The sequence below is a fragment of the Commensalibacter intestini A911 genome, from assembly GCF_000231445.1.
Taxonomy (GTDB): Bacteria; Pseudomonadota; Alphaproteobacteria; order Acetobacterales; family Acetobacteraceae; genus Commensalibacter; species Commensalibacter intestini.
Genome location: NZ_AGFR01000018.1, coordinates 1 through 23,405, shown reverse-complemented (window position 1 = coordinate 23,405; position 23,405 = coordinate 1). Strand labels below are relative to the sequence as shown.

Genomic DNA, 23,405 nt, shown 5'->3' with positions numbered 1-23,405 from the left:
AATTAATTAAGCCCTGGTATTGTAAAGATACTTTTAGCCGTTCCCCAACTCGCCGTTGCAATATTACCGCCCGTGGCTTTACTCATAAAATTACTCAAAACCTGTTTGGATTGATCCGCAGAAATAAGCGGTTTAACAAAATCAAAACGCCAAATAGCCTGCACTTGGTGGGTATCTTCTGATCCTGATTGAATATCAACAATATTTGTTAATACGCAATCTTTATACACATATGAAGGTGTTAAAATCGTATATAAACCACCATTATTATTGTGATAATTTAAAGTATTAATTAGAGTTGAAAACTTAACCAGACGATCAAATGGTTTTTTTGTATCATCAGTCGGACAATAAGCTGTCAATGATATTTGCAATGGTTCAGTAATAAGCGTATTTGCAGCAGTGGTTTGATTTAAAAAAGGATACATTCCCACTGTATTTTGCATAACAGTGCCACCAGCAGTAGGTTTATAGCTGATAAATGGCGTTCCCTCTGTAATCCCACTAAAATTACCAATTAAAGCATTTACGCCAATATTTAATCCCTCAGTAATAGCGATAATTGGCCAAACGCCACCAGCAAGCTCTGCTATGCCCCCAGTTAATAAGATCGGAGATACTTCAAAAGCTAATTTATAAAGATTATAAAACATTAAAAATAACGTGTCCCTGCCATTTTAGTATTCACAGTTGCAGAACCGCCCGTATTATTATTGATATTAATATCGACTTTCTGCTGTTGCTGTTGCTGCTGTTGTCGTTGTACTTGACCTAATGCTCTTTCAACCTTATTCAAATACTCTTTTTCTTTTTCGGGTAATTTTGCTTCCCATTTTGCACCATATTGTTTCAAATGCTCTTGGAAACCCCCAATCCCCATATGATAAGCTACAGCATCTTTCCGATAATCTTTCCCAAACATACGATGTGCGTGGTCAATATAACGAGATGCTCCTTGAGCATTATCATAAAAGTCATAAGGATTTTTTACCCCATAATCTTTTTGAGCTGCCTTTGTCATTTGAAAAGCTCCAGCAGCAGTACTTTTAGGATTTTTTGCTAGATCATTATTATTAGATTCAACCTTTCTAATCGCCTCCATAAATCCTTGAGGTAAGCCAATCCTTTTATTAACCGCATCTAAATATCTGCCTTTCGCATATTCAGACATAGGATTGTTATCATTGGCTACACTACCTGGTAATGTTTTCCATCCTGGTTGTTGAACTAATGGCGTATAGTCCGCTTGTTGAACCAATGGCAACCGATCTAAACCTAAACCGCCGTAAGAGGTTTTTTGTATTCCTCCATTTGAATCATTTCCAAAAGGCCATAATTTCCTTAATAAATTCCCAAAAGGCGTTATTAAATAATCTCTAAAAATATTTTTTAAAGGTTCAATTAAATTATCTTTAAATGCCCGACACATCGGATCAATAAGGTTATCTTTGAATATTTTACTCAGAGGCGTAAGTAAATAATCGCTAAATACTGTGCCTAATAACTTAAAGATAGAACCAAACCCGTCAAAGTTTTTCGTCCATTCCGTAACTTTTTTGATGCTATTTTGAGTAAAATCAATGATATTTTTAAAAATCTTAGGATCAAAAGCTTTTTCAAGTAATCCCTGAAAGAAATTCCCTAGCTTTTCAATCTGTGGAGCAATAGCAGCAATAGCCGTTGCAAACTTGTTTTTAATTAAATCCGACGTATTGGCTAAATTGGTATTTAAATCCTGCAACCGCTTTGAAGTGCTGTCATCTCTATTTAAAGTTTTACTTTGTTTTTGGTAATCAGCAAGTTTACTATTTAATTCTTTTTCTTTATAACTTCCTAATCTTAAAGCATCTGCAGCTGGAATACCCATCATTTTCAAAAATGGATCGGAACCTATAAGATCACTTTGACCCTGATATGCCCTTCCAATTTCAGCAGCTTTTTTCATTTTAGCTACTAAAATATCAGAAGTTGAAGTATTTTGCCCAACTCCTAACATTGGAAACATATTAGACTTTCTAATATCAGTCTTTTCTTGAGTGATCTGTTGCGCCCAACCTTGAAAGTCAATGTAAGGCGATAAGACATTCTTTCCTGCCAATGTTTGACCAGTTGTCATGCCTACATTGCGTGACTGCGATCTTAACTCAGTCGCACGGCTAGCAGCCCCACCAATACCAAATAAAGAACCTGTAACCGCCCCTAATGCAAGACCACCAATAATAGGGATAGACTTCAAGCCTTTTAGAAGTGTTCCTAACCCACCCCCTAAAACGCTAGCGCCTGCCCTCATACTAAACATAGTTAGCTTAGACATGGTAAAAGTGAGCTTCTTAATCGCATCAAGAAAAGCAGTGGATCCTTTGGAAACAATAGGATTACTTCGTATCTTTTTAACAGCGCTAGAAAAACGATTAGAAAAATCCCCCCATTTCTCCTTTACAGGTTGTGGAATTGCTCTTGCTGCAAGCATAGTGCCACTTTTAACCCCTGTGACACTTAAAGATTTTATAGAACTTCCTAGTTTACGAATTAAATTAGAAATGCCAGAAATATTCTTTTTATCTTCCTTATTATCTGAGGTTGCAACGGCGCTACCATTAATGATAGGGTGCTGCCCTTGGATATGCTTAAAAACGTCTTGAAAACGCTTTGACTTGGAAATAATACCCATCTGTATCTGAGAAATCACTCGCAAATCAGTAGCAATATTTTTCAATAAAGCAATGGCGTTCTTATCAATTTTAAAGCCAATTTCTTGAGGTTTAGACGCATCTTTTTTAAATGCTTTATATTTTGTAATAAAAGATGAGAACTTAGAAAAATCAGCCCCAATCTTTACTATAGGAATATTCGCCATAATTACCTCAATAAAAAAGCCACCGTTAAGGTGACTTACGACATGAACGCCATGTTATATCTTTGCCTGAAATGCTCGGCACAATCATATTTAGTTTTTACCCCACAAAATTCCGAAAGGTAATAATTCAATATATTGAACTGATCCTCGGTAATTTTATTCATTATGTAGGTATAGAAGTTTTCTTGCTCTGCTCGATAGTCCCTTTTTCTTTCGATGTCTCGGATGATTTCCGCCATTCCGTATAACTCAATAATGTCGATTGTATCGATGAACTTTCCAGAAGATACTTCAAGTGATCTTCGTTTTTCGGTAATATTCCTAGTAAGAGACACGAAAAAAAAATTATGGTGTTTAAAATTAAACTATCATCATCACTATCAATAAACTTACTTTTACGTGCCACAGATAAAGGAATAGCCTCTTTATCTTTAGATGCAATACTAACTAAAATAGTTCTTTCAATCTCATTGATAATTTCATCATACTTGTCTTGTGCGATATCTTGTAAGTCTAGCAAAGCTGTTTGCTGTATTAATGCCCCACCATCTTTATCAATTAAACTATTGATACGCCCAGCCAAAGATCGAAATATTGCATAATGCCTCTCGAAGAATGCCTTACTAATAGGCTTAAAGCATACTTCCACATCATCGCTAATATTTTCAATAAGATTAAAATTTTTGTCAAAATACATTATGCTTCATCCCAAATGTTCTGATTAATAATTTGAGAACCTATAATCTCAAAAGGAACAGCAGCAGTTGTTCCATTCAAATTAACTGTTCCAATTGTTTGAATGGAACATTGACGAAGCTCGAATGGGTCCATACCATTGCTATCAGGATATACCATAATCCTGCCAACAGTCGAATTTGTCTTAATAGCGTTCAACCATGTTGCAACAGCAGGGGAACTCTTAAGGATATGAACAGTTGCTCGCAGCCCCCAGTAAGGGTTCGGAGAATTAACAAACCCTGTCATCCCTCTTAATGGTAATACTGCATTTTCCTCAGCTCTAATATCAATACCTTCCTCTGAAAGATCAGTAGGAGAAATATTTAAACTACTATTTGATATAAAATTAAGGCTTGCTAAAAGCCGATTAATCGATGGTAATTCAACGGGTGTTAATGCCATTAAAATTCATCCTCTTAAGAAATAAAATCATTAATATTGAGATAAAACTTAATATGTTTCAGTGATTTTAACGGCATCACCTCAATCACAATCCCACCGTATAAGCCACTTTTATAGTCATCTGAATTTGCTTCGACATAAGTAGAGAAATCAGTTGCCGTAATCGTATAATTATTTTGTATAATACCGTAGGAAGCGCAATTACTTATAGCGTTAGTCACTGCATCTTTAATACGATTAATACCAGTTTGATCATAGTAAATCGGATTAATACTACTGTTCGAAGCTTCAATTAATAAGTTTGTAACCTGATCAATTAAGTAAAAGCGAATATAATCAATACCATACCAATATGAAAAATCATTACCATCAGATAAAATACCAGGGAAAAGTAAGCTCTTGGCATTTGTTGTATTGATCGGTGGTGCCACCAAAAGATTTGTGTTATAATTATCAATTAAACTTTTATTTAATCGCTCTGTATCGTCACCCATTGGTGCGGTACTATATAAATAGCGATACGTCATCGGATTGACTTTACTCAATGATGAGGGATTATAATTACTTAATTCATACCCAACCGCACCCGCAGCAACTTGATTATTCGATGTAATTCCAGAATTCGCAATTGTAAATAAAGACTTATATCCCTTTAATTTACTTTGGTTATTACTGGTATATTCATCTGTGCTTAAGGACCCTACGATATAACAAGCACTACTTGAAGATGCTAAAAGCTGCGTTGCCGTATTATACAAAATATTATTTGTAGAACTGCCAATATTTGTCCAGTTATAACCCGCAATACCGATATAACAATATTGATCTAATTTAACAATTGTATCGGCAGTCACGTTGCCTATGTCACATAATTTAACACTACGATTACCTTGCGAAAACCAACCTTTCACAGTGTCGATTAATTGCTGTCTGGCATCTGTTTCTTCATCGATTAAATACTGTCCGAGGTCGCTATAGCTATTTACTGTGACCTCTTGGGCGCAAGCTAACTTTAACGCCTTATTACCAAAAATTATCGCTTGTTGCTGCTGATTACTGTTTCGCGCAATTGTATTTTGCGAAACAGTAATACTAACGGCATCATTACCGCTCACATCTGAATACATTTTTTATCCCATCATTATTAATATTTAATAAAACTTGATCAATCATTTGATTATGCAAATCATCGTCCATATCGCCACCTTGATAATAAAATATCTCTAATTCGATTATTTTCTTTTGAGCTAAGGAGCCGATTTCATTTTGTGCTAATTGCTCATCTTTTATTCTTGGCATATTGAGAAAGCCGATCTTTTTGTAAAATAAAGACCATCTCTCAAGTTTTACTAAGAAATTAAGCGCCTCGTTATTGTCTAATCCGTATAAATTGATATCGACGTAATCTTTAGCTGGCTTGACTAAAAATAGGCTATTATCTACGTTAATAGTGTTAAAACTATTATTAAGAGCCTCTGTTTCTGTTACCCCTACAGTGATATAAGGCGGTTTTTTATTTAAAGGGACTAACCATTCAGGATAAATTGGATAATCAATGTTTACAAACTCAAAATATCCACAAGACAACAAAACAAATAGACCAATTGAATTAGTGAATTGAGCTTTTTTCTTTAAGAAATCATCTTTACTATCTAAAAGAATACTTCTTAATGCTGGCTCTATTACCCTGGCTATATTATGGAACAGCCCCGATTGCTCAGAATTATATCCAGTTTTTCTTAAAACATATAAATTGTTATTATACTCAAAGACGGACATCGTATCTAAACCATCTTGAGAAAAATCCAATAAAGGCTCTGTCGTAGTAATAATTAAACCAGAATCATTGCGGAAGTTTTGATCTTCATGACGCAACTCATTTTCATCATGGACCATACTAGCAACAAGCGTTTGTTCATTTCCTGTTTTAACCCAATAAACAAAGCCATCATAAGGGAGAATAACACGCTCATAAGTGATAAATGAAATCGTTTGCCCTTGCCTAACTGTATCTAAACCATCTTGCAAAGCTCCAGCATAATCACTCATTTAAAACTACCCCAGACGATATATGAACTCTCCATTTGTCCAGTATCAATAAAAGATGGTCGCCTTACCCCAACTTTCTTTTTACCCCGCACAATTCCTTTTCGTTTTCGTTTAAAACGATGAGAAACCCCATTTAAAGCAGCTTTCGTTGGAACCCCTGCAATCCCTACTGTTTCAACCTCTTGTGTGCTTAAAAAACGTTTCATTTCAGTAGAAATTTTACTAAATGCTGTATTAAAAGCACGTTTATTGACTTTCCCCGTTTGAATTTGCTCTTTCATAGCATTACTCATCGCATCAGCAATGTTATCCGCTATTTCTCCCTCATGACGCTCTACAAACTTTGTTAAAATCCCATATTTTTTTTCTAAAATCTGTGCAACACTTCCTGTTGTTGTAGTCTTAGAATAATTATAAGGATAATCAATAACACCAAGGTTGATTTCAGTAATCATTTTGAAAGCCCCCAAATATTTCCGATTTGCAATGCTAGTTTTAAATAAGCACGTCCGTAAGGAGTTCTTAATAAATCAAAATCATTTAAAGAGAGGTTTTTATAAAAATCTGGTGTCATATAGCTCACTGATGTTGCATTATCAGAAGCATTTTGAACAATACCATTGCGCCAAGTATTACTAGGGTTCATACCCATTGCTATAAGACGATTTCTATCAATGTAATTTAAATTAGCATCAAAACAAATCGTTACAAAAACATGCAATGCGTAATTATAAACAGCCTGTTGATATAAATATGGGTCATAAGATAAGAGCTCGAGAGGCACTAAATGATAAGAAAATTTAAAATTTTGATAAAGAAGCTTATATGCCCCTGAGCTTTCATCATTTAAGCCATCAATACCAAGGTTTTGCATTTCAACAAATTGCAAAAACCCTTCAAACGTTACTTTATCATCGCAAACCGTAGTTTTCATCTAAAACACCGTTACCATACCCAGAACCCTCTTGCAAAATGCGTAAACCAAAATTCTTGGGGTCCCTGCCTAAATCTTCCAAACCACCGACGTTAAAATTGACAGCGTTGTTAAGAAGTTTACTGCCAGTTTCTAAAAGAGATTGCCTACGTCTTTTTTGTCCCGAAGCTTGAGAGCAATGGAAATGATGTGCTTTTAAAGCAAACATTTCATCATCACTAAATGGCTTCCCAAATGAAAATGCGTAACCGTCAAATTTATCATTAGCCAAGGCCTCATCATACTCACGGAATCCATAATGATGCACTTGATCTAAAAGAGTTTTTAACAAATCAACGTTTGTATCTCTATACACCCTTTTTTGCGTGTAAGGCTCAAGATTTAATCTCCATGTTGCGCCCTTCCCTTGTCCTGGGACTTGAAAAGTAAAACTGAAAATTTGTGGTCGTAAATTAGCTAAAAATAAAGTGGCCATTTCTTACTCTTTAATAAAAAGCCTGTATTAAAACAGGCTTATAATTTATTTATTCTTGCTATCTGTTGCTGTGCTTGATGAACTCTTTGCTGGAGTATTTACGCTCCCACTTGAAGTAGTAGTATCTGATCCAGCATCGTTCTTGCTATCTGTTGCTGTGCTTGATGAAAAACTAAAAGTTTTAGTATCTGTTCCTGAGCCAGTATCATCAACAACTTCAACCGCAGCAGAAATAATAGTTGTAGCCTCTGGGCGAACCGCCCAACCTGGGGTCGCTCTCATTTCCATTTGAATATGAGTTGCTGTCCCTGGCATTGGAGTGATGAACTCCGTAGGAGCTGGAACATCTGCAAACATAAGGTTACAAGACGGGTCTTGCGGGCTAATGGATTGGCCAAAAATATTTGTATTAGGAATTCCATCATAGCCACTTAGATTAATTTCACGCATAGTTAAAATTAAAGCATCCGCACCATTCGCGCCTTTTCCTTTTAGAGTATCATCATACTGCCATAAAATAGCATCTCCTTTATCCTCTAAAATACTTTGAATTTGACCATAAACAGTTGCGGTCCCGCCACCTTTAACCTGATAGGAAGTCAATTGAACAATTTTACTTGTCTCAAGTAAGTTTAGAACACGTTGAGGGCCAAGCAATGTAAATACACATTTCATTCCTGCATGTTGTGTTCTATTTTGAATATCTTGAATTTCTTTCAACAAGAATTCTGAAACCTCACCAGGAATCATATTAAGCACATCTTTAGTATTATTGCTATCGGGGGGTATAACTGTTGCTTTAGCCCCTACAGCATTAAGCATTCCCTCACCATACTCCGGCTGGAACCCGTATAATAAAAGATCACGTAATTGATTAAAATGAGCTTGCTTTAATGCTAATGAAAAAGCACTTGGCACCGCTACATTGTAAGCAGCTCCGGCAGCAACTTCATGACGATTAAAAATCGCTTGATTTTGAATAAGATAGGTAAGTGTTTGAACTTGTGATAAATTAATATCTACAGTCGCCAATTCGTTTTGAGAATCTTGAGAAATAGAATTTCTTGTTTTAATCCCCATACGGTGCATATAAACAGCTTTATCAGCAAGACCTAGTGTTGCTTGAATACTGCTATTAGGTAGTAAATGAAAAGCGCCAGAACGTTGTGTTTGATCAACAAGCAACCCTGGTGCAGTGTAACTCGGATTCAGTTTAACAAAAGAAGGTGCTAAAAGAGACATCGATTATTCCTTATAACAATACCAAAGCACAAGTTCCTGCTGCATTCCAGGTAATCGCTTGGGTGCTTTGATCAATAGTTACTGTTTTTGAATTTTGAAGACCAAAAGCGATAATTTTCACAGCTAGTGCATTATCTGATCCTGCTTCAACTAATTGATTATTTGTAAAATCCCATGCAACTTTTACAGCCCCCAATGGGGTTCCAATATATTTTCTAAGTGCCGGATCACAAGCTAATGAAATACGTGCATTACATCCAAGGCGTAAATAATTGATAGTCCCACCGCCTGTAGTTGTGGGCACTTGATTAGCGCCTAATGTAAATAAGTTGTTTGATTGATTGAAAGTTGTAAATCCTGAAACACTATCACTTGCCGTTGCCAATTGAATGGATGCTTGTGGGTTACTTTTTAGTTGTGAAATATTTTCAACAATCGGCAATCCACCATAATAAATATTTGTATCTGTTCGACTGATTACCCCAGCAACTAAAGAATATCTTGCTGCTGGATCAGCTTCCATAACACCTTGCGTATAGCCTGTAGTATCGGTATAAAAAGACCCACTAGCAACCGATGTGCCAAGTGGGTTAAAACCTTGAATAGCCATTTTAAAATTCCTGATAATTTATATTAATGTGTTGTTGCAACCCGAGGTGGCGTAGAAAACATATTGGTAAAACCTGTAGATGCCCCTGTATATGAGTTGATTGTTCGTGCGCCATCGCTTGTTCTCATTTGCCTTAACTCACCTTTTTCTTGCAAGTTGACTTGAGCTGCTTTTTTCGCATCATTAGCTACTTCATCAACAGCAATTGCGATCAATTTTTTATCTTTGCGAAGATTGTCTAAACCATAATCTTTCCAGCGAGGCGAATGTTGAATAACACCACCCATAGCTCGAACACTATATTGCTCATACGTTTCAAATGACAAAGGCTTTGGGGCTTGCTTATTGTGCATCTGGTAAATAGGTGTATAAGTCTGCTGGCAATCGCTAATTTGACTACGTTCTTCGTCGCTAATTTCTTCACCCTCTTTACTTTTCATCAAAGCATCAATGGTTTTATTATCAATATCGGTTGTTCCCTCACCATCTACTTTTGATGGTTCTGCCCCACCGTCTGCATCAGGCTTACACGCATCTTTTTTTTTATCATCTGTTGGTTCTGACGGAGGCTCATTAGAATCTTTTTTAGATAATACATCGGAAAGTTTATCGCCGAGATGTTCCGCAAATCCTTTGAACATCTCTTTCATTTCATCGCGAGTAACTAGACGGTTTTCATCGTCATCTTTACGAGCTGCATCTAACTTTGGTTCTTGATTGTCTTTACGGCGTGCATCCTCACGAGTAGAACCTTCAGCTTCTTTTTTGGCTTTTTCGTATTGTTCACGGGCTCGATCTAAATATTCTTTATCTTTATCTGTAAAGTCTCCATTTTCAATACGCTCTTTAGCAAACTCAAGTTGTGCTTCAAACTTACGTTTACTTTCTTCCAAAAAAGCATTGTTATCATCTTTACGACAAGAATCTTGTCTGTTATTGCTGACCTTTTTCATCAGATCGTTATATTCATTATCTAAATCATTAGGCATAATAATTTTAGCTCCATTTTTATCGATTGAATTAATTGGGGTTGAAATACCTGGTAGTGCTTCCCCATCTTTATCCCAGACCCCATTCGAAACAATCGCCAAATGATCAACAACATAAGGGCTACTTTCATATAAAGCGCGCTTATTTTCCTCAAAATAAATTGGCTGATTTTTCGAACGATTACTTACACTGGGGCTTGTCGAATAAACTGTTTTCATTAACATTTCTGAAAATAGAGGACTGGCGATCTTAACAATAGCCCAAACCTCTTCATCAAAAACATAAGGTAAGATTACAGTGCCAACCTGTCTATTTCTTAAATATTCAGTATCAACATTGTCTTTATCTGGATGATCAAAGACTACTCTCACCCCATTACAAAGGTTTAGGAACTTCTTTGATAGAAATTCTTTTGGATCCCTGTATGTAATTTCTGTTTGCTTATCTTCTAAATTGCGCTTTGCAGTACCTGTTCCTGTCAAACGCATATCAAAAAGATAATTGCCATCAAAGTATTGTGGTGATGCCAATTCGCCCTTAGCAATAGCTTGAGCTACATCATGTTCATCATAACTACCCCATTGTATAGCTGTATAGACTGTATCCATACAATCAGAAGGTAAATCATTAATTGGAAACAAACGGGCATCTATTAACTCATCTGTATCTAAAGATACCTCTTTTAATTCTTTTAGACGAAAGGGTATAAATGAAATAAATAAATCTTCATATCGTATATTACAGAAACTATCCTCAATCGGTTTTGTAAGCTCAATTCCCGTTTCTTCGCAAGTTTCACGTATAGCCGTTTCAAAAGGGTTTTCCTCCCTTTCTTTATGGCCACCAGGGAAACTCCATAAATTATTATCTTTACGTTTAACCAAAAGAATAGACTTACCCACCTTAATCATGGCGCAGGCAATAAAATCAACCATTGATATACTCTTTTCCTTTTTTGGTTAAATAGCTTTCTGGTATATCGTAAAGGGTAAAGAAATAAGTGCCATAACATCTACAAAATGGCTCTTGTCCAAAACCATCAATATCATTGATGTATTGAATTCCATCTTTTTTGATATAACCATTCTTTACGAAATAATTATCCTTGTAAAAAAATAGCTTCTTATCTCGTTCTTTATGATCTTTACGATAGTTATAGTTTGCTTCTTGCCAATGGCTATGCCACTCAACACATATTGCACCTTGATCTTGAGCAATTGCATCATTAACAGCAGCACTTAATTTATGCCCTTGATCAATTAATACTCTCCTTTCTTCAAAGGATTGTTTAATCAAAGGTTTAATAATATCCTTTACAGCCTCTCTAGGCTTTTCTTTTGCCTCTGAAACACTATTTGTAGGAACGCCAGATAACCAACCCTCAAAACGCCTCAAAGTAGCATTAACCTGTTGTTCTCGATTATGTTGAATTAAAGAAACTGAGAACATTACCCGTTCACGCAAAAACTTTTGAGAACTTTCAGTTAAACGTGCTTTCGTGAAATTAAGCGCGTTTCCTTTGAAGTTTTTTCGCAGACTTTTCCTAGTTAATTGTTTTTTTAAAACTCCATCTAAATGCTTGCGAATAGGCTCAGGATCAACAACTTTATTTTCATTTTTTAAAAGGTCTAAAAGCTCATGTTGCCAAGATTGCATCATTTCATACGTGATTACATCCGTTTTGGCTGCATTATCCTGAACCTTTTTTAAAAAAAGTAATACACGTTTAAGCAGTGTCATTTGGTTGATCCTGACTTTTGCCATTTAACAAAAAATTTACTAACTTGTCTGCACCTTCATTTTCAATAAATTCTTGTATATCATTAGAATCAAAATCAATTTTAACTTTATTCACGCTTCGTAAATCATTAAAATTATCCATCATCCAGCAAATTAGTTGGCTTTTTGTTTGCGGATCAACTTTATCATAAACGCTATCAAAGATAGTTTTAATAGAATTAATTTTTTTTACATCACCATCTAATATTTCGCCCTCAGTTTCCGTTAAAAATGATGGGAAACTATAAGAAAAACCATTCTTTAACTCTTGAAATCTAATTTTATAAAGGCGTTTTTTTTCTTCAATTGGTAAATTTTTATCAAAAAATGAAGAGTTTTGAGAATTTAAAGAATCAATAAAGTTGAAATCCCATGCTAAGTCCATGACTAGATTGTCACAAAAATTAAATATAGGCTCTAACCATTGACGCTTGCTATCAACATGCCTACCAATATTTTTAGTATCTTCAGATCCCTCGCCAAAGCCCGCAGTAAACTTCTGTCCATTTAGTAAAACAACAGGTAAATCAATAGCGTTGGCTATATCTTCAATAATATGACGACGTGCTGTATCAATTGAATTATCAACATTGGTCATGTTTAAGGTGCTAATATCTTCATTGATACCAACATTTAAAACATTATTATTAATACCCTCTAATATTAATTCTCTTTTTTGTTCAAAGGCTTTCCCTTGTAAATTAGTTGGGCTTCCGCTTTGCTGCATTTTAGCGATAATTAAAGCTGCTTTTCGTGCCACCGTATTATCAGCCCCCATCACATCAACGTAAGACTGTAATAGAGAAGCGCAGTTTTGAAACACACTGCGTCCTGCAAATCCATAAGCAGAATTGATATATTCTATATAAATAGGGTCGCCATTACTAAGAATAATTGAGCGATCTTTAGCTAATGCTTGTCCAGAACGATACACCTCCTTTAATTCAAGGAAATCAGCAGATTCAAGGTTTTGGTTTTGTGTCGCGCTTCCAGCAATATTTAAAGCGTCGTAAACTAACGGTGTGATCGTATAATCATTTAGATTTTTATCATTAGGAATATTTTCACTATCGTCTAGGTCTTTAATTTTTATAAAAAGTGCTGCAATTCCATATAATCTTGAGGTAATAGCTAAATTTCTAATAGCTCTCGTTAAATTTAACTCTTTCCATTTTTTATTGAATTGGTCGATTAACTCAGGACTTAACTCATGTTTAACATTTAAAATTCGCTCTTTATTTAAAGTTAAATCAATCGGCAAATCAACAATACGCTTACCTAACGGATGATAAACATAAAGCTGCTTACATAAATTGTATGAAAGATAACTAGGGTTTGTATATTGTTCATTATTAAATGTTTGATTAAATGTTCGATTTAAACAAGCAAAGCCCGATGTATTATCATATTGTAGCATCTGCTAATGAATCCTTAATCCCTATTGCAACGCCATAAGAAAAAGCGTCCAACAAATCATCTTGCCTTTTGTCTGCATCCTTATCCCCTGGGGAAAATGATACGACTTGTTTAACTAAGTGATTTCTTGTTATGTCTCTGAATTTAGTTGTTTTGTAATAAGCATAAGATGAAAATTTTACCTTTCCATCCCGCACAACATCGGAAATCAAAATGCAACGCCGATCTTTCCCTAATGCTGTTAATTTTGAATCAATCGCATAGACATCTAATCCTTGGCTCATTGCCTTTTGAATTAGAACTGTCCCCACCGCTTTATCTTCGATATAAATACCCGCAGCGCCTCGAATAGCTTTTGTTTCAACTGCCCACGCTTCTAACTTATGAAAAACGGTAGATAGCCAGTCATCAAGTAAATACCCCTCTAACTCGACCAAATCCCAATCAAGCACCGTTAGTGGCTGCTTCTCGTCAAAGGTATTTAATCCCCAGTATAAAACTGACGTGCCATCTTTACCCGCACCGCCCTTTAAAGTTGTATCTATCGTTGCAAAAACTAAATTGATATGAAGAGGCGTTTCAACGGGCTTGTTATCAACTAAGAAATATTCCTCTTTAAAGAACTCAGCTAATGACGCAATAAATTCGCCCTCCCAAATATGGTTATATTGAGCAGGATTAGTTTTTAAACAACGCAACCTTTCGCGGTTTAATACCTCTGGGAACCAAGGATTATCACGCCAAGTAACCTTTTTAATAATTGCTTTTTCATCAGAATAGTTTTCTAAACTTTTCTTTAAAACTTCAATCGGATCATATTCATCACCAGGGTTCCACGAGAACCATAACTCAGATTCTTTTAATGAATTATTTTCTTGTTTGCTTTGATCTTTTTTTTCTTTACGAATAGTTGGAATTAATAACTCGATACTTTCTTGACTAATTGTCTGAGCTTCTTCAACCCATACAATATCAATTCCCTCCATTGACTTAATCGAGGTTATGTTTCTCGCTAAACCCGCAAAAATAAACTCTGAACCATTTTTCCCTACTATTTCTGTCTTTTGAGGTGTGTAAAAGTCAGTTAATCCACATCTATCAATTGAGTCGCAAAGTAATTGATGAACTGATTCTTTTAAAGACTTTTGGAATTCACGGGCGCATAAAACTCTCAATGGCTTTTGTGCTGCCATAATAACAAGAGCTGTTGCAAACCCCCAAGATTTAGCCCCACCGCGTCCACCATGAAACATCTTATAACGTGCAGGAACAATCAAATCTTGGAAAGGTTCTGGTATCTGAATTTCTGACATATTTTACCTTGAATATTTTTATGAAAAGACCTGCCAATTTGTGCTTGAACAAGGAATCTTGAACATAGGCATGACAGGTATGTTAAATTATAAACAAAAGGCGACCCGTTTTATTGGATCGCCTTTACTGTATGTTTTTGTAAACTTATAACAAGGAGGAAAGTCATGATAAAAATAAATAAAACATTTCCATATACAAAGATAGTACAATCTCAATTAAAGTACAAGTGTTTTTTTAACTTTTTATTGCAAGATTCTTTAAGTTTCTCTAAAGATTTATCTTTAACAGAATATATATATGAACTGCTAACATGATATTTTTTTGCAACGTCGCAGCCAGTCATATTATTTCCGTTTGAAAAATATAAATCATTCATTATCTGCTTTTGTCTTGGAGAAAGTTTTTTGATTCCATCCTGGACCATATCCCATTTCAAACTCTCTTCTTCTCGATGCGCTATTACACCCTCAATAGATTGCGTTTCATCAACCAAATTATCTTTAAACGTTGAACCACTCTCATCATTCATTAACCAATCAAGATGAATATCACCACTTAATAAAGAATTTATATCGATTATCTCTTCACTATCTACCATTAATTTTTTAGCAAGATATGCGATTTGATCTTGGGTTAAATTGTCGGAAAAAGCTTCAATTTTTTCTTTCTCTTTTGCTAAATTAAAAAATAACCTTGTGGTTTTTGCATTTATTTTTAATGTAACATGAGAAGAATTTAGCATAATATATAATAAAATATGATTATTAACATAATGACGCGCAAAAGTAGAAAATTTATATCCTCTACTTTCATCAAATTTCTGGTAAGCCTCAGTTAATCCGAGCATACCCTCTTGAATTAAATCATCAATTGGTAAATTTCTATTTTTGAACTTGTTGGCGGTTTTTATTACAAAGTTAATATGGGATTCTATTAAACTATCTTTGTTTTTGACCGCCTGTTTATAACACTTAATACTTTCACTCATGCTACTATACCTTGATTAACAATAAATTATTGTAGTACAAAATCATTGTGGGTACAAGCACTATAAAAGATAAAAATGCATCAAAATGTAAACAAATACCGTTACGATTAAAAAGGCGCATATAGACGCATTTTCCCAATTCATGCTCGTGTTCCTTAAAAGTCTGGCCGTTCGTCTATATTCACAATATTGTATTCTTTTAAGTCTTAAATGATAACGTAACATTGTATTCGTTAGCAAAAAACAATTTAAATAAATACAGATTGAATGGATTGCGATACGTGTTTTTTTGAGTGTAGCCAAATGAATATAGATAAATACAACTATTCCGTATTATCTGATTTCTCGGAAACTTGTGATTTTGCCTTAACAAAAGTTACTTGAATGTTTTTATCTGGTGACATGGTTCCGTCAGAGCTGGTCATATCTATTTTATCGCCGTATTTCTTAGGTGCCAACTTGCCTGCCGTCCATTTGATAATATCAAAGTTTAATTTAGCAGATTGAACCTTTACATTATCAACGTGTTGTTCTTTTAGCATATCTATTGCTTGATCAAATAAGCCATCTGCTTGATCTTCGCGCGCACGCGCGTATTGGCTACAAAACTCTGGTTTTTCATTTTTCCAACGTATAACAGTATTATGATCTGGCATCCCATCTTCACGACAAATAGCACGCAAACTTTCCCCATCTGCAATACGTTCACAGATTTTATTCACAAGCTCTTCTGAATATTTGGAGGGTCTAGCCATTGTTTATACACTTACTTAAAATTATTTCTTAATTAACTCGGTTGAATTAAATGTGGTTGTTTCCCATTTATTCCACTTTTTATTATACTATTCGCACAAGAGGTAATTGGGAGGTATTTTCTCTACTACTCTCATATCTGGATATAAATACGGTTTAAAGTCATTTACTTTTCTTTGAGTAACGACATCGCCGATTTGAAATGCTTGATTATTCATGTGATTACTTATGGCAATAAAAAACGCCCCGATCTTTTGGATGGGACGTTGTGTAATTTCTGTATCAAACAAAGTGTCATAACCTAAACGTAATTATTTGATTATGACATAACGTTATCATAAAATGTCACATCGTACAAGAGGTTTTTTCTAACTTATCAAAAATATTTTCTAATGAGTCGAAAACCATTTCAATCATACCCCTGATGGCCCTCCTATCTCGAGGAATGAGCTTACTAATCTCGCTTGCGTTCATATCCCCAAGAGTAACCATATTTAAAATTTTCAGATTGAATTTCCCCAGACTTTCCCATATTTGAAATAACTTTTCATACGCTTCATGTTGAGCTTGAGTATGCTCCCAACGTTTACGAGACACACTTAATAGGCTTACTTTAGCATATAAATCCTGTGTTGCTCCTAATGCCTTTTCACACAATATAGCGTATTGATTACCTCTCCTAAACTGTTCCTCTGTGATAATTTTTCGGTTTAACAGTTCGGAGATAAAGTTTTTTCTACGCAACCTTGTAACGTTTTGCTTTGGATTTTCCTCGTCTGGTTCTTTTGTAATTTGAAGCTCACCCCTGAGGTATGGCCCTACTAATCCTACTCCTTTAACAATCGAAGGAATAACTGGTTTTTGCTTTAGTTTTGCCATTGGTTATTTTTTCCTAAAATGGAATTTCATCATCGAGATCGTTTTTACCAGGCATTGAACTATCCCACCCACCTTGCTGCTTTGGTGCGTCTTTAGCCCGATGCCGTGTCGTTGGTTGTGACTGTTCTGATTGCCCCTCACCGCTATTCTGACTGTCCAGTAAAACTAACTCACCTCTAAAACGGTCGAGAACTACCTCTGTGACGTATCTTTCTACTCCTTGGCTATCATTCCACTTCCTAGTCTTCAAAACACCCTCTACGAAGATTTTACGACCTTTACGCAAATACTTTTCTGCAACGTCTGCTAGTCGTTCGTTGAAGACTACGACACGATGCCATTCTGTTTTTTCTTTGCGCTCGCCTGTTTGTTTATCGTTCCAAGTTTCGCTCGTCGCTAATGTTAGATTAACGATCTTTGTGCCTTGATCTGTTGTTCTCACCTCTGGATCACGTCCTAGATTACCAACCAGTATTACTTTGTTTACACTTGCTGCCATTGGTTAAACCCCCATTCTTTTAAGCTGTATGTTGATAAGTTGTGCGATTACGTCGGAGGTAAACTCTGGCAATAGATCGATCAGTTTATGTGTTTTGTAATCGTAATGCTCCATCAAGATGCAACCGTTTCCTGTTTGGAAATAGACGATGATCGGATTATCTGGATTTGCAAGCACGGTTTTTTCTTTGTATTTTTCGTCGTTAATTTCCCAAGTTGATTTTGAGTATTTGTTCAAAGCGTCTTTGATGGTTTCAAGTGTGACTTGCTCTTGTTCGATTTCGATTGCGTATGATGCTCCGTGTTTCATGCTGCTTCTCCTGCAAAGATAGTTGCAAGTTTTGCAAGGCCTTTAGGGGTGATACGCACTTGAGTTACAATTTTTATTTCCCCATTAGTTCTAGGCAGCTCATCTACTTTGTGCCACAACAACCCTTGATCAATTTTATCTTGATACCCTTTCCAATTATCCTCAGCTCTACGTTTATAAATCCATCCATAGCGATTTAAGTAGTTAATCAGATCGATCCGTTTAATTTTTAGATTTTTCGCTGCATCAGTTAAACATAATGAGCCATTTGCATCAGTTAAAAGATCGTAACCATCTGCTTTAGGTTGTAAAATACTGATTTCCTCTGCTTGATCTGCTGCCAACCTCAAAGCATCAGGTAACGTTTGGGGAATTTGGAATTGTGGCTGCGATACAAGAGCATCATAGGCACGGATTACTTGAAGTTGAAAAACGGGACTGATCCACATTGCATATGCATAAACAAGCTCTTTGACAACGTATGTCCCTGGATTAATTCCACCATTTACAGCTGATAGTGGAGCAGTCCTCACATCTGAGGACTGACGGATTTCTGCGATTAATCCTTTGGTCGCATCTAGTCTTAACCAATTTGAGGGCTGTTTACTTCTATCCATTCCAGAAGCTTTATGACAGTCATTTAGACAATAACGTCCTTCGCTATCTTGACGGATGAATGTTTGTGCGATGATTAATTGTTGCTTCATTTTCTTAGAACCCCTGTGCGTATGGCGTGAAGTGATTGACGATGACTTGACTGATGTATGGTTTGATGGGTTGAGTTGATTGATAGATGATGCGATTTGCTTCGGCGGTGGCGAATGCACGTTGTAGGATTGCATAGCTGTCTGCATCGGCTCGCATGGCTTGTGTTTTCTGGTATGAGTAAGCCTGTGAAAGTTTAGTTCTTGCGTCTGTCCGAATGTAGTCCATTTGAGAACCATGTATCGTTGATGAGACATAGGTAAGAATAAAACACACGGAACCTACTGTCCAAAGTGTATTGCGAATTTTTTTCAGGATGTTGTGGGTCATACTGAAATTCCCATAAATGATTTAATAAAAACAGCAGCCATTTGTGGAACTATAGCGTTTCCAAAACCACGCAAGAGACCCATTCTTGAGGGAAACCCATTAACCAACAAACGAATTGAGGGTTCAATCGGCCTATACTTCCCATCAGTGCATTTGATGTATTGAGCATCTGACCAAAACCCTGTTCTACTGCGTAATCGAGTTGAGATAGACGGGACAACCCGTCCTTTCTTATGACCGTCGAACACGACCCCTTGTAATCTCTCGATGTCGGCGTCGGCCATGATGCTAAACGCACTGCTTGCTCCTCCAATGTCCCATAACTCTCCGAAGTCCTCCCTGTCGCAGCTCTCTTCTCTCTCCTCGATTGCAGCGCTTTTTCTGTTCTCACTCCCGCATTGGTCGCTGTTGGAGTTTGCCACCCACCATAAACGCTTTCTTTGATGCGGGGTGCCGACACTACAAGCTGGCAATACTGCCGCCCCAATGGCGTAGTCTTCCGCTTCCAAGTCATTCGAAAGACGATCGAGCCATCCGTGCTTAATAGCCGGTTCAACCTGTTCTCCAAAGACTGTTGTAGGCTTGCACTCTTTGATAAGCTTAAACCATACTGGCCATAAATCTCGCTCATCATTAAATCCTTTTTTATTTCCTGCGGCACTAAATGGTTGACATGGACATGATCCTGTCCAAACAGGACGGTCTTCCTCCCACTTTGCTAATTCAAGTGCATATGACCATCCACCAATTCCTGCAAAGAAATGGCATTGTTTATATTGTTTTAAATCATCTGGTTTTATTTCTGTAATAGAACGCCTATCAACTATCCCTTGAGGGATCAGTTGTTCTTGCATCAACTTTTCTAACCAGTTCGCAGCGAATTTATTATTTTCGTTGTAATAAATCATGCGAAAAATCCTTGTTTTTTTTCTTCTTTTTGAGGTGCGTATGGTGTTGGAAATTCCTGATCAACCCAATCAATCAAATGTGGGGCATATTTAGACACGCCTGTTTTTAAAAATTTTATATTTTCACCTTGCAGCAATAAACTTGGTAAATTTTTGATTTCTTCTATAGTTTTTGAAATTGATTTTTCATCTGCCCATTCTATTTTTTGTTGTGCAATTCGTTCTTCAAAAGTATGAATATTTTCTTTTGCTTCTCTAGGGAATAAATATTCATATGCTTCTGGACATTGAGCTTTCATAAGTTTTTGGAATCTCTTGTCACGCGCTTCTTGCTCTTGAAGGTTTGGAGATTGTGCATCATCATATTTCCAATTAGAACCAGAATGTTTGACATAAGAAGCGACCCAATTTCTCACAGGCTGTGGAAAGTCTGCTGCATTTTTGATTGCTTCTTGATGCTCTATTTTTAATTCAGTTTTTCTTCTATCTTCTAAATCTGCCCAATCCTTTAGGTCTTCCATCATTTCTTTAAACGAAGGGAAGAACGTATGCTTTGAAGCTACGAAGTTGCAGGATTGCCTTGAAAAAACCCAAGATGGTAGATTTTCTAGTAATGCTTGACCAATATCTGAAAGCCAATTTTCATTGACGGTCGCGTCACTTTTTTTAGTAAGATTAGCCACTGCCTTTAGCCATTTCAAAATATGAGCTTGAAATTTTCGATCATTAATTTGTTCTGGAGATACAACAAGATTTACCATTTTGAACCTCCGACAAGTTGTAATTTTGGTTTTGTGGATAAGTCTTGAGGCACGCCATTTTCAAACCAATCGTCAACCCCGTAATGCTCTGCCGCTCTATCGATTTTTTCACCAATACGCTCAAGATTGCTTTTGCGTGGTTGATTGTAGGCATTGAAGCGTTGTTGTTTTTCTTGGTTTTTCTCGTTTTCACGTCTGCACCAAGTTTTCCAAGTTAGCGACCAGTCAGTCTTTCTTGCACCAGCCCCAGCCTTTGCGTGCCACCAGTCGCAAAAATCTTCTGCAATCTTTTCAGGATCGAGATTTAAGTTTTGTGCATAGGCGATATCATTTTCGGTAGGCATCCAATCATCAGGAAGACGTGATCCTTTTTTGGTTGACCCGTTAGGGGAAACATCCCTTTGACCATCAATCAAATCCTGATTTTCTTTTTTTACACTTTTTTCTTTCTTATCTTCTCTTATATCTTTATCTTCTTCTTTTTCTTGTGTAGTTGTTTTTGGCTGATTTCCACCATTCCCTCTTGTAATTTCGCAAGGATTTCGCAAGGATTTCGCAGCGTTATTACTACTTTTTCGCAAATTATTTTCATCATAAAGCTCTAAAACTTGCGGAATAATGATAGTTCCATTAGAGGATATTTTACATAATCCAACCTCTATAAGCTTCTTTAATGCGCTTTCAAATTCACGTTTAGAAGAAGAAATACTTTTGGCTATTTCTTGATTTGTAAGAGGCTTACCATTGATTTGTAAATGACCAATTTTATCACAAGAATATGACAATGAAAATAAATCGACCCAATAGCAACGAACGGTCCTGGTCAACTTTTGGAACGCCCCATAAGTCAACCATTCTTTATGCTTAAATTTTACCCAGCTATGATTATCAGGAAGTTTTGACATTACACACCCTCCCTTTTTTTAATTGCAAAAGAATATTTGCCATTCTCTTCTTTGGTGGTAATGGAATAGCCAATTGAAATAGTATCATTCGGATGCAAAGAAATTTGATAAACTGATGACAACTCTGTAAATGGGCCCACTATATCTTCGGCAGGAATACTTTTTTGTTGCTCGAAGCAATCATTTAATATGCCTATATCAAAGACTAATTCGCCGTGATCTTTGAACGGTTCCTCAATAGGGTAAAAGCCAACTAATACTCCTTTTAGATAATAAAAGAGTTGTTTTGCCTCTGGTGATAATTCTTTTTTAAAAGCCATTACTGCATACTCCCCATTGGAGTGGATGTAACCATCCGAAAGAATCTAGGGACCGTAAAGAATTGTTCAGACCCGTCATCAACAGCGACTACTATTTTATTTTTTAGTAATTTGTTGAAAGCCCGTGTAATATCAGCACCTCTTAAATATTCACAAAAAGAGAGAGATCTTACGTCACAATGATTAAGAGATGGTAAAGTTCCAAAATGTTGTTTATTTTGATACATCAGTATAATCAAAGCTGATAAGACGTTTTTACCAATATCTGTTAATCCTTGAACCTTAGGATCATTTTCTTCATAATCCGCCCAATCGATAGTTGGTTCATTTACAAGTTCAAAATTTTCTATTACGTTCATTTTTGCACTTCTTTTCTAATTTTGTGCCATTGTGAGGGGCATCGGTCGTCAAACTTAGACCCTCACAATGATTAATTTTATGATATGCACAGATTAAAGCCGCGGCATCTGCTTCGTGTTCATTGGCTGGATTAAAGCCACGTTGACACACGTTAAACTTAATCTCGGCATCGAATTCTTTCACACTTTGACCTTTTGATCTGCGGCCCTTTCCAAGTAATTCTTTCCGAACTGTCATAGAGTTATATTCTTTACGCTTTATCTGCTTCGTGTATCCTTGGCGGTGCGTTTCAAAAATCAAAGCGTTGGTTAAATCAATGACAGCACCTTTGCAACGAGGTGGGAAAAACGGACGTTCAACAATAATTTTTTCAACATTATATTTCTCGGATAAATCTTTTAAGTAATGACCTAATCTGCATACGCTGGCTGCAATATCATCTTTCGTTGAAAATCGCATGGTATGAGTAAAACCATTACTTAAAGCAATCCCTGTATTTAATCCTGGATCAATTGCTAAAATGGTCATCAATTACATTCCCAACGCATGACGATAAAGATCAAAAATTTCTTCTTGTTCCTCTACTTCTGACGGGTCTTTTTTACGTGCTGCGATGATACGGCGCACAACAGGCACATCAAATCCTGCTGATTTAGCCTCGGCATAGATGTCTTTAATATCATTAGCCAATCCTTTGCGCTCTTCTTCTAATCGTTCAATCCGATCAATAATGCTTCGTAGACGATCTGCTGCGATCCCACCGACTTCTGCTTCACTCATGATGCCCCCTGGCTTTTGTTTTTAAATTCTACATAAAGTTCTTTAAGATTTTCATAAACATGTGCGGGAATAAATTTAATCTTCTCACTTTTAATATTTTCT

29 protein-coding genes are annotated in these 23,405 nt (G+C 36.2%); all 29 read right to left on the bottom strand.

What is annotated here, in order from left to right:
- Positions 1 to 2 precede the first annotated feature (2 nt).
- The 29 genes from CIN_RS10950 to CIN_RS10800 all read right to left on the bottom strand — a co-directional run bounded on the left by CIN_RS10950 (position 3) and on the right by CIN_RS10800 (position 23,303).
- Positions 3 to 653: a hypothetical protein gene (locus tag CIN_RS10950; protein ID WP_008855156.1), complete on the bottom strand. Its 651-nt coding sequence runs from the start codon at positions 651 to 653 to the stop codon at positions 3 to 5.
- Positions 653 to 2,857, bottom strand: a complete 2,205-nt coding sequence (locus tag CIN_RS10945) for a transglycosylase SLT domain-containing protein (protein WP_008855155.1) — start codon at positions 2,855 to 2,857, stop codon at positions 653 to 655. Before CIN_RS10945 ends, CIN_RS10950 begins: the two co-directional genes overlap by 1 nt.
- Positions 2,858 to 3,020: 163 nt before the next feature.
- Positions 3,021 to 3,554, bottom strand: a complete 534-nt coding sequence (locus CIN_RS10940; protein ID WP_008855154.1) for a hypothetical protein — start codon at positions 3,552 to 3,554, stop codon at positions 3,021 to 3,023.
- On the bottom strand, positions 3,554 to 3,997 hold the full coding sequence (locus CIN_RS10935) for a hypothetical protein (RefSeq protein WP_008855153.1): 444 nt from the start codon (positions 3,995 to 3,997) through the stop codon (positions 3,554 to 3,556). Before CIN_RS10935 ends, CIN_RS10940 begins: the two co-directional genes overlap by 1 nt.
- A 14-nt stretch (positions 3,998 to 4,011) precedes the next feature.
- Positions 4,012 to 5,124, bottom strand: a complete 1,113-nt coding sequence (locus tag CIN_RS10930; protein WP_008855152.1) for a hypothetical protein — start codon at positions 5,122 to 5,124, stop codon at positions 4,012 to 4,014.
- Positions 5,102 to 6,046 carry a hypothetical protein gene (locus tag CIN_RS10925; protein ID WP_008855151.1) on the bottom strand — a complete coding sequence of 315 codons (945 nt, stop codon included), beginning with the start codon at positions 6,044 to 6,046 and terminating at the stop codon, positions 5,102 to 5,104. The genes CIN_RS10930 and CIN_RS10925 overlap by 23 nt, the downstream gene beginning before the upstream one ends.
- A complete protein-coding gene (locus tag CIN_RS10920; RefSeq protein ID WP_008855150.1) occupies positions 6,043 to 6,501 on the bottom strand; it encodes a hypothetical protein in 459 nt (152 codons plus the stop codon). The genes CIN_RS10925 and CIN_RS10920 overlap by 4 nt, the downstream gene beginning before the upstream one ends.
- Entirely contained in the window at positions 6,498 to 6,980 is a 483-nt protein-coding gene (locus CIN_RS10915; protein WP_008855149.1) for a hypothetical protein, read from the bottom strand. Before CIN_RS10915 ends, CIN_RS10920 begins: the two co-directional genes overlap by 4 nt.
- On the bottom strand, positions 6,958 to 7,455 hold the full coding sequence (locus CIN_RS10910) for a hypothetical protein (protein WP_008855148.1): 498 nt from the start codon (positions 7,453 to 7,455) through the stop codon (positions 6,958 to 6,960). Before CIN_RS10910 ends, CIN_RS10915 begins: the two co-directional genes overlap by 23 nt.
- 45 nt (positions 7,456 to 7,500) lie before the next feature.
- Positions 7,501 to 8,697: a DUF2184 domain-containing protein gene (locus CIN_RS10905; protein WP_008855147.1), complete on the bottom strand. Its 1,197-nt coding sequence runs from the start codon at positions 8,695 to 8,697 to the stop codon at positions 7,501 to 7,503.
- Between the two features lie 10 nt (positions 8,698 to 8,707).
- Positions 8,708 to 9,307 (bottom strand): hypothetical protein, encoded by a 600-nt coding sequence (locus CIN_RS10900; RefSeq protein WP_008855146.1) that lies wholly within the window; start codon positions 9,305 to 9,307, stop codon positions 8,708 to 8,710.
- A gap of 23 nt (positions 9,308 to 9,330) precedes the next feature.
- The gene (locus CIN_RS10895; RefSeq protein ID WP_040364468.1) at positions 9,331 to 11,232 is read right to left on the bottom strand and encodes an NUDIX hydrolase; all 1,902 of its coding nucleotides are present in this window, start codon (positions 11,230 to 11,232) and stop codon (positions 9,331 to 9,333) included.
- Positions 11,225 to 12,037 (bottom strand): hypothetical protein, encoded by an 813-nt coding sequence (locus CIN_RS11620; protein WP_008855144.1) that lies wholly within the window; start codon positions 12,035 to 12,037, stop codon positions 11,225 to 11,227. The genes CIN_RS10895 and CIN_RS11620 overlap by 8 nt, the downstream gene beginning before the upstream one ends.
- Positions 12,024 to 13,493 (bottom strand): anti-CBASS protein Acb1 family protein, encoded by a 1,470-nt coding sequence (locus CIN_RS10885; protein ID WP_008855143.1) that lies wholly within the window; start codon positions 13,491 to 13,493, stop codon positions 12,024 to 12,026. The genes CIN_RS11620 and CIN_RS10885 overlap by 14 nt, the downstream gene beginning before the upstream one ends.
- The gene (locus CIN_RS10880) at positions 13,480 to 14,805 is read right to left on the bottom strand and encodes a PBSX family phage terminase large subunit (RefSeq protein WP_008855142.1); all 1,326 of its coding nucleotides are present in this window, start codon (positions 14,803 to 14,805) and stop codon (positions 13,480 to 13,482) included. Before CIN_RS10880 ends, CIN_RS10885 begins: the two co-directional genes overlap by 14 nt.
- 212 nt (positions 14,806 to 15,017) lie before the next feature.
- The gene (locus tag CIN_RS10875) at positions 15,018 to 15,794 is read right to left on the bottom strand and encodes a sigma-70 family RNA polymerase sigma factor (protein ID WP_008855141.1); all 777 of its coding nucleotides are present in this window, start codon (positions 15,792 to 15,794) and stop codon (positions 15,018 to 15,020) included.
- Between the two features lie 323 nt (positions 15,795 to 16,117).
- Positions 16,118 to 16,549, bottom strand: coding sequence for a terminase small subunit-like protein (locus tag CIN_RS10870; protein ID WP_008855140.1), 432 nt, complete (start codon positions 16,547 to 16,549; stop codon positions 16,118 to 16,120).
- A 343-nt stretch (positions 16,550 to 16,892) separates the two neighbouring features.
- Positions 16,893 to 17,426: a hypothetical protein gene (locus CIN_RS10860; RefSeq protein ID WP_008855139.1), complete on the bottom strand. Its 534-nt coding sequence runs from the start codon at positions 17,424 to 17,426 to the stop codon at positions 16,893 to 16,895.
- 13 nt (positions 17,427 to 17,439) lie between these two features.
- A complete protein-coding gene (gene ssb / locus CIN_RS10855; RefSeq protein WP_008855138.1) occupies positions 17,440 to 17,925 on the bottom strand; it encodes a single-stranded DNA-binding protein in 486 nt (161 codons plus the stop codon).
- Positions 17,926 to 17,928: 3 nt separating this feature from the next.
- Entirely contained in the window at positions 17,929 to 18,234 is a 306-nt protein-coding gene (locus CIN_RS10850) for a hypothetical protein (protein ID WP_040364466.1), read from the bottom strand.
- Positions 18,231 to 18,941 carry a phage antirepressor KilAC domain-containing protein gene (locus tag CIN_RS11960; protein ID WP_008855137.1) on the bottom strand — a complete coding sequence of 237 codons (711 nt, stop codon included), beginning with the start codon at positions 18,939 to 18,941 and terminating at the stop codon, positions 18,231 to 18,233. Before CIN_RS11960 ends, CIN_RS10850 begins: the two co-directional genes overlap by 4 nt.
- Before the next feature lie 4 nt (positions 18,942 to 18,945).
- Positions 18,946 to 19,269: a hypothetical protein gene (locus tag CIN_RS10835; protein WP_040364465.1), complete on the bottom strand. Its 324-nt coding sequence runs from the start codon at positions 19,267 to 19,269 to the stop codon at positions 18,946 to 18,948.
- Complete coding sequence (locus tag CIN_RS12055; RefSeq protein WP_008855136.1) at positions 19,266 to 20,177, bottom strand: DNA cytosine methyltransferase; 912 nt, start codon at positions 20,175 to 20,177, stop codon at positions 19,266 to 19,268. The genes CIN_RS10835 and CIN_RS12055 overlap by 4 nt, the downstream gene beginning before the upstream one ends.
- Positions 20,174 to 20,938, bottom strand: a complete 765-nt coding sequence (locus tag CIN_RS10825) for a hypothetical protein (protein ID WP_008855135.1) — start codon at positions 20,936 to 20,938, stop codon at positions 20,174 to 20,176. Before CIN_RS10825 ends, CIN_RS12055 begins: the two co-directional genes overlap by 4 nt.
- Positions 20,932 to 21,843 (bottom strand): hypothetical protein, encoded by a 912-nt coding sequence (locus CIN_RS10820; protein WP_008855134.1) that lies wholly within the window; start codon positions 21,841 to 21,843, stop codon positions 20,932 to 20,934. The genes CIN_RS10825 and CIN_RS10820 overlap by 7 nt, the downstream gene beginning before the upstream one ends.
- Positions 21,843 to 22,163 carry a hypothetical protein gene (locus tag CIN_RS10815; RefSeq protein WP_008855133.1) on the bottom strand — a complete coding sequence of 107 codons (321 nt, stop codon included), beginning with the start codon at positions 22,161 to 22,163 and terminating at the stop codon, positions 21,843 to 21,845. Before CIN_RS10815 ends, CIN_RS10820 begins: the two co-directional genes overlap by 1 nt.
- Positions 22,163 to 22,522: a hypothetical protein gene (locus tag CIN_RS10810; RefSeq protein WP_040364464.1), complete on the bottom strand. Its 360-nt coding sequence runs from the start codon at positions 22,520 to 22,522 to the stop codon at positions 22,163 to 22,165. Before CIN_RS10810 ends, CIN_RS10815 begins: the two co-directional genes overlap by 1 nt.
- Complete coding sequence (locus CIN_RS10805; protein ID WP_008855132.1) at positions 22,500 to 23,051, bottom strand: RuvC family protein; 552 nt, start codon at positions 23,049 to 23,051, stop codon at positions 22,500 to 22,502. Before CIN_RS10805 ends, CIN_RS10810 begins: the two co-directional genes overlap by 23 nt.
- A 3-nt stretch (positions 23,052 to 23,054) precedes the next feature.
- Complete coding sequence (locus tag CIN_RS10800) at positions 23,055 to 23,303, bottom strand: DUF2312 domain-containing protein (RefSeq protein ID WP_008855131.1); 249 nt, start codon at positions 23,301 to 23,303, stop codon at positions 23,055 to 23,057.
- Positions 23,304 to 23,405: the final 102 nt, after the last annotated feature.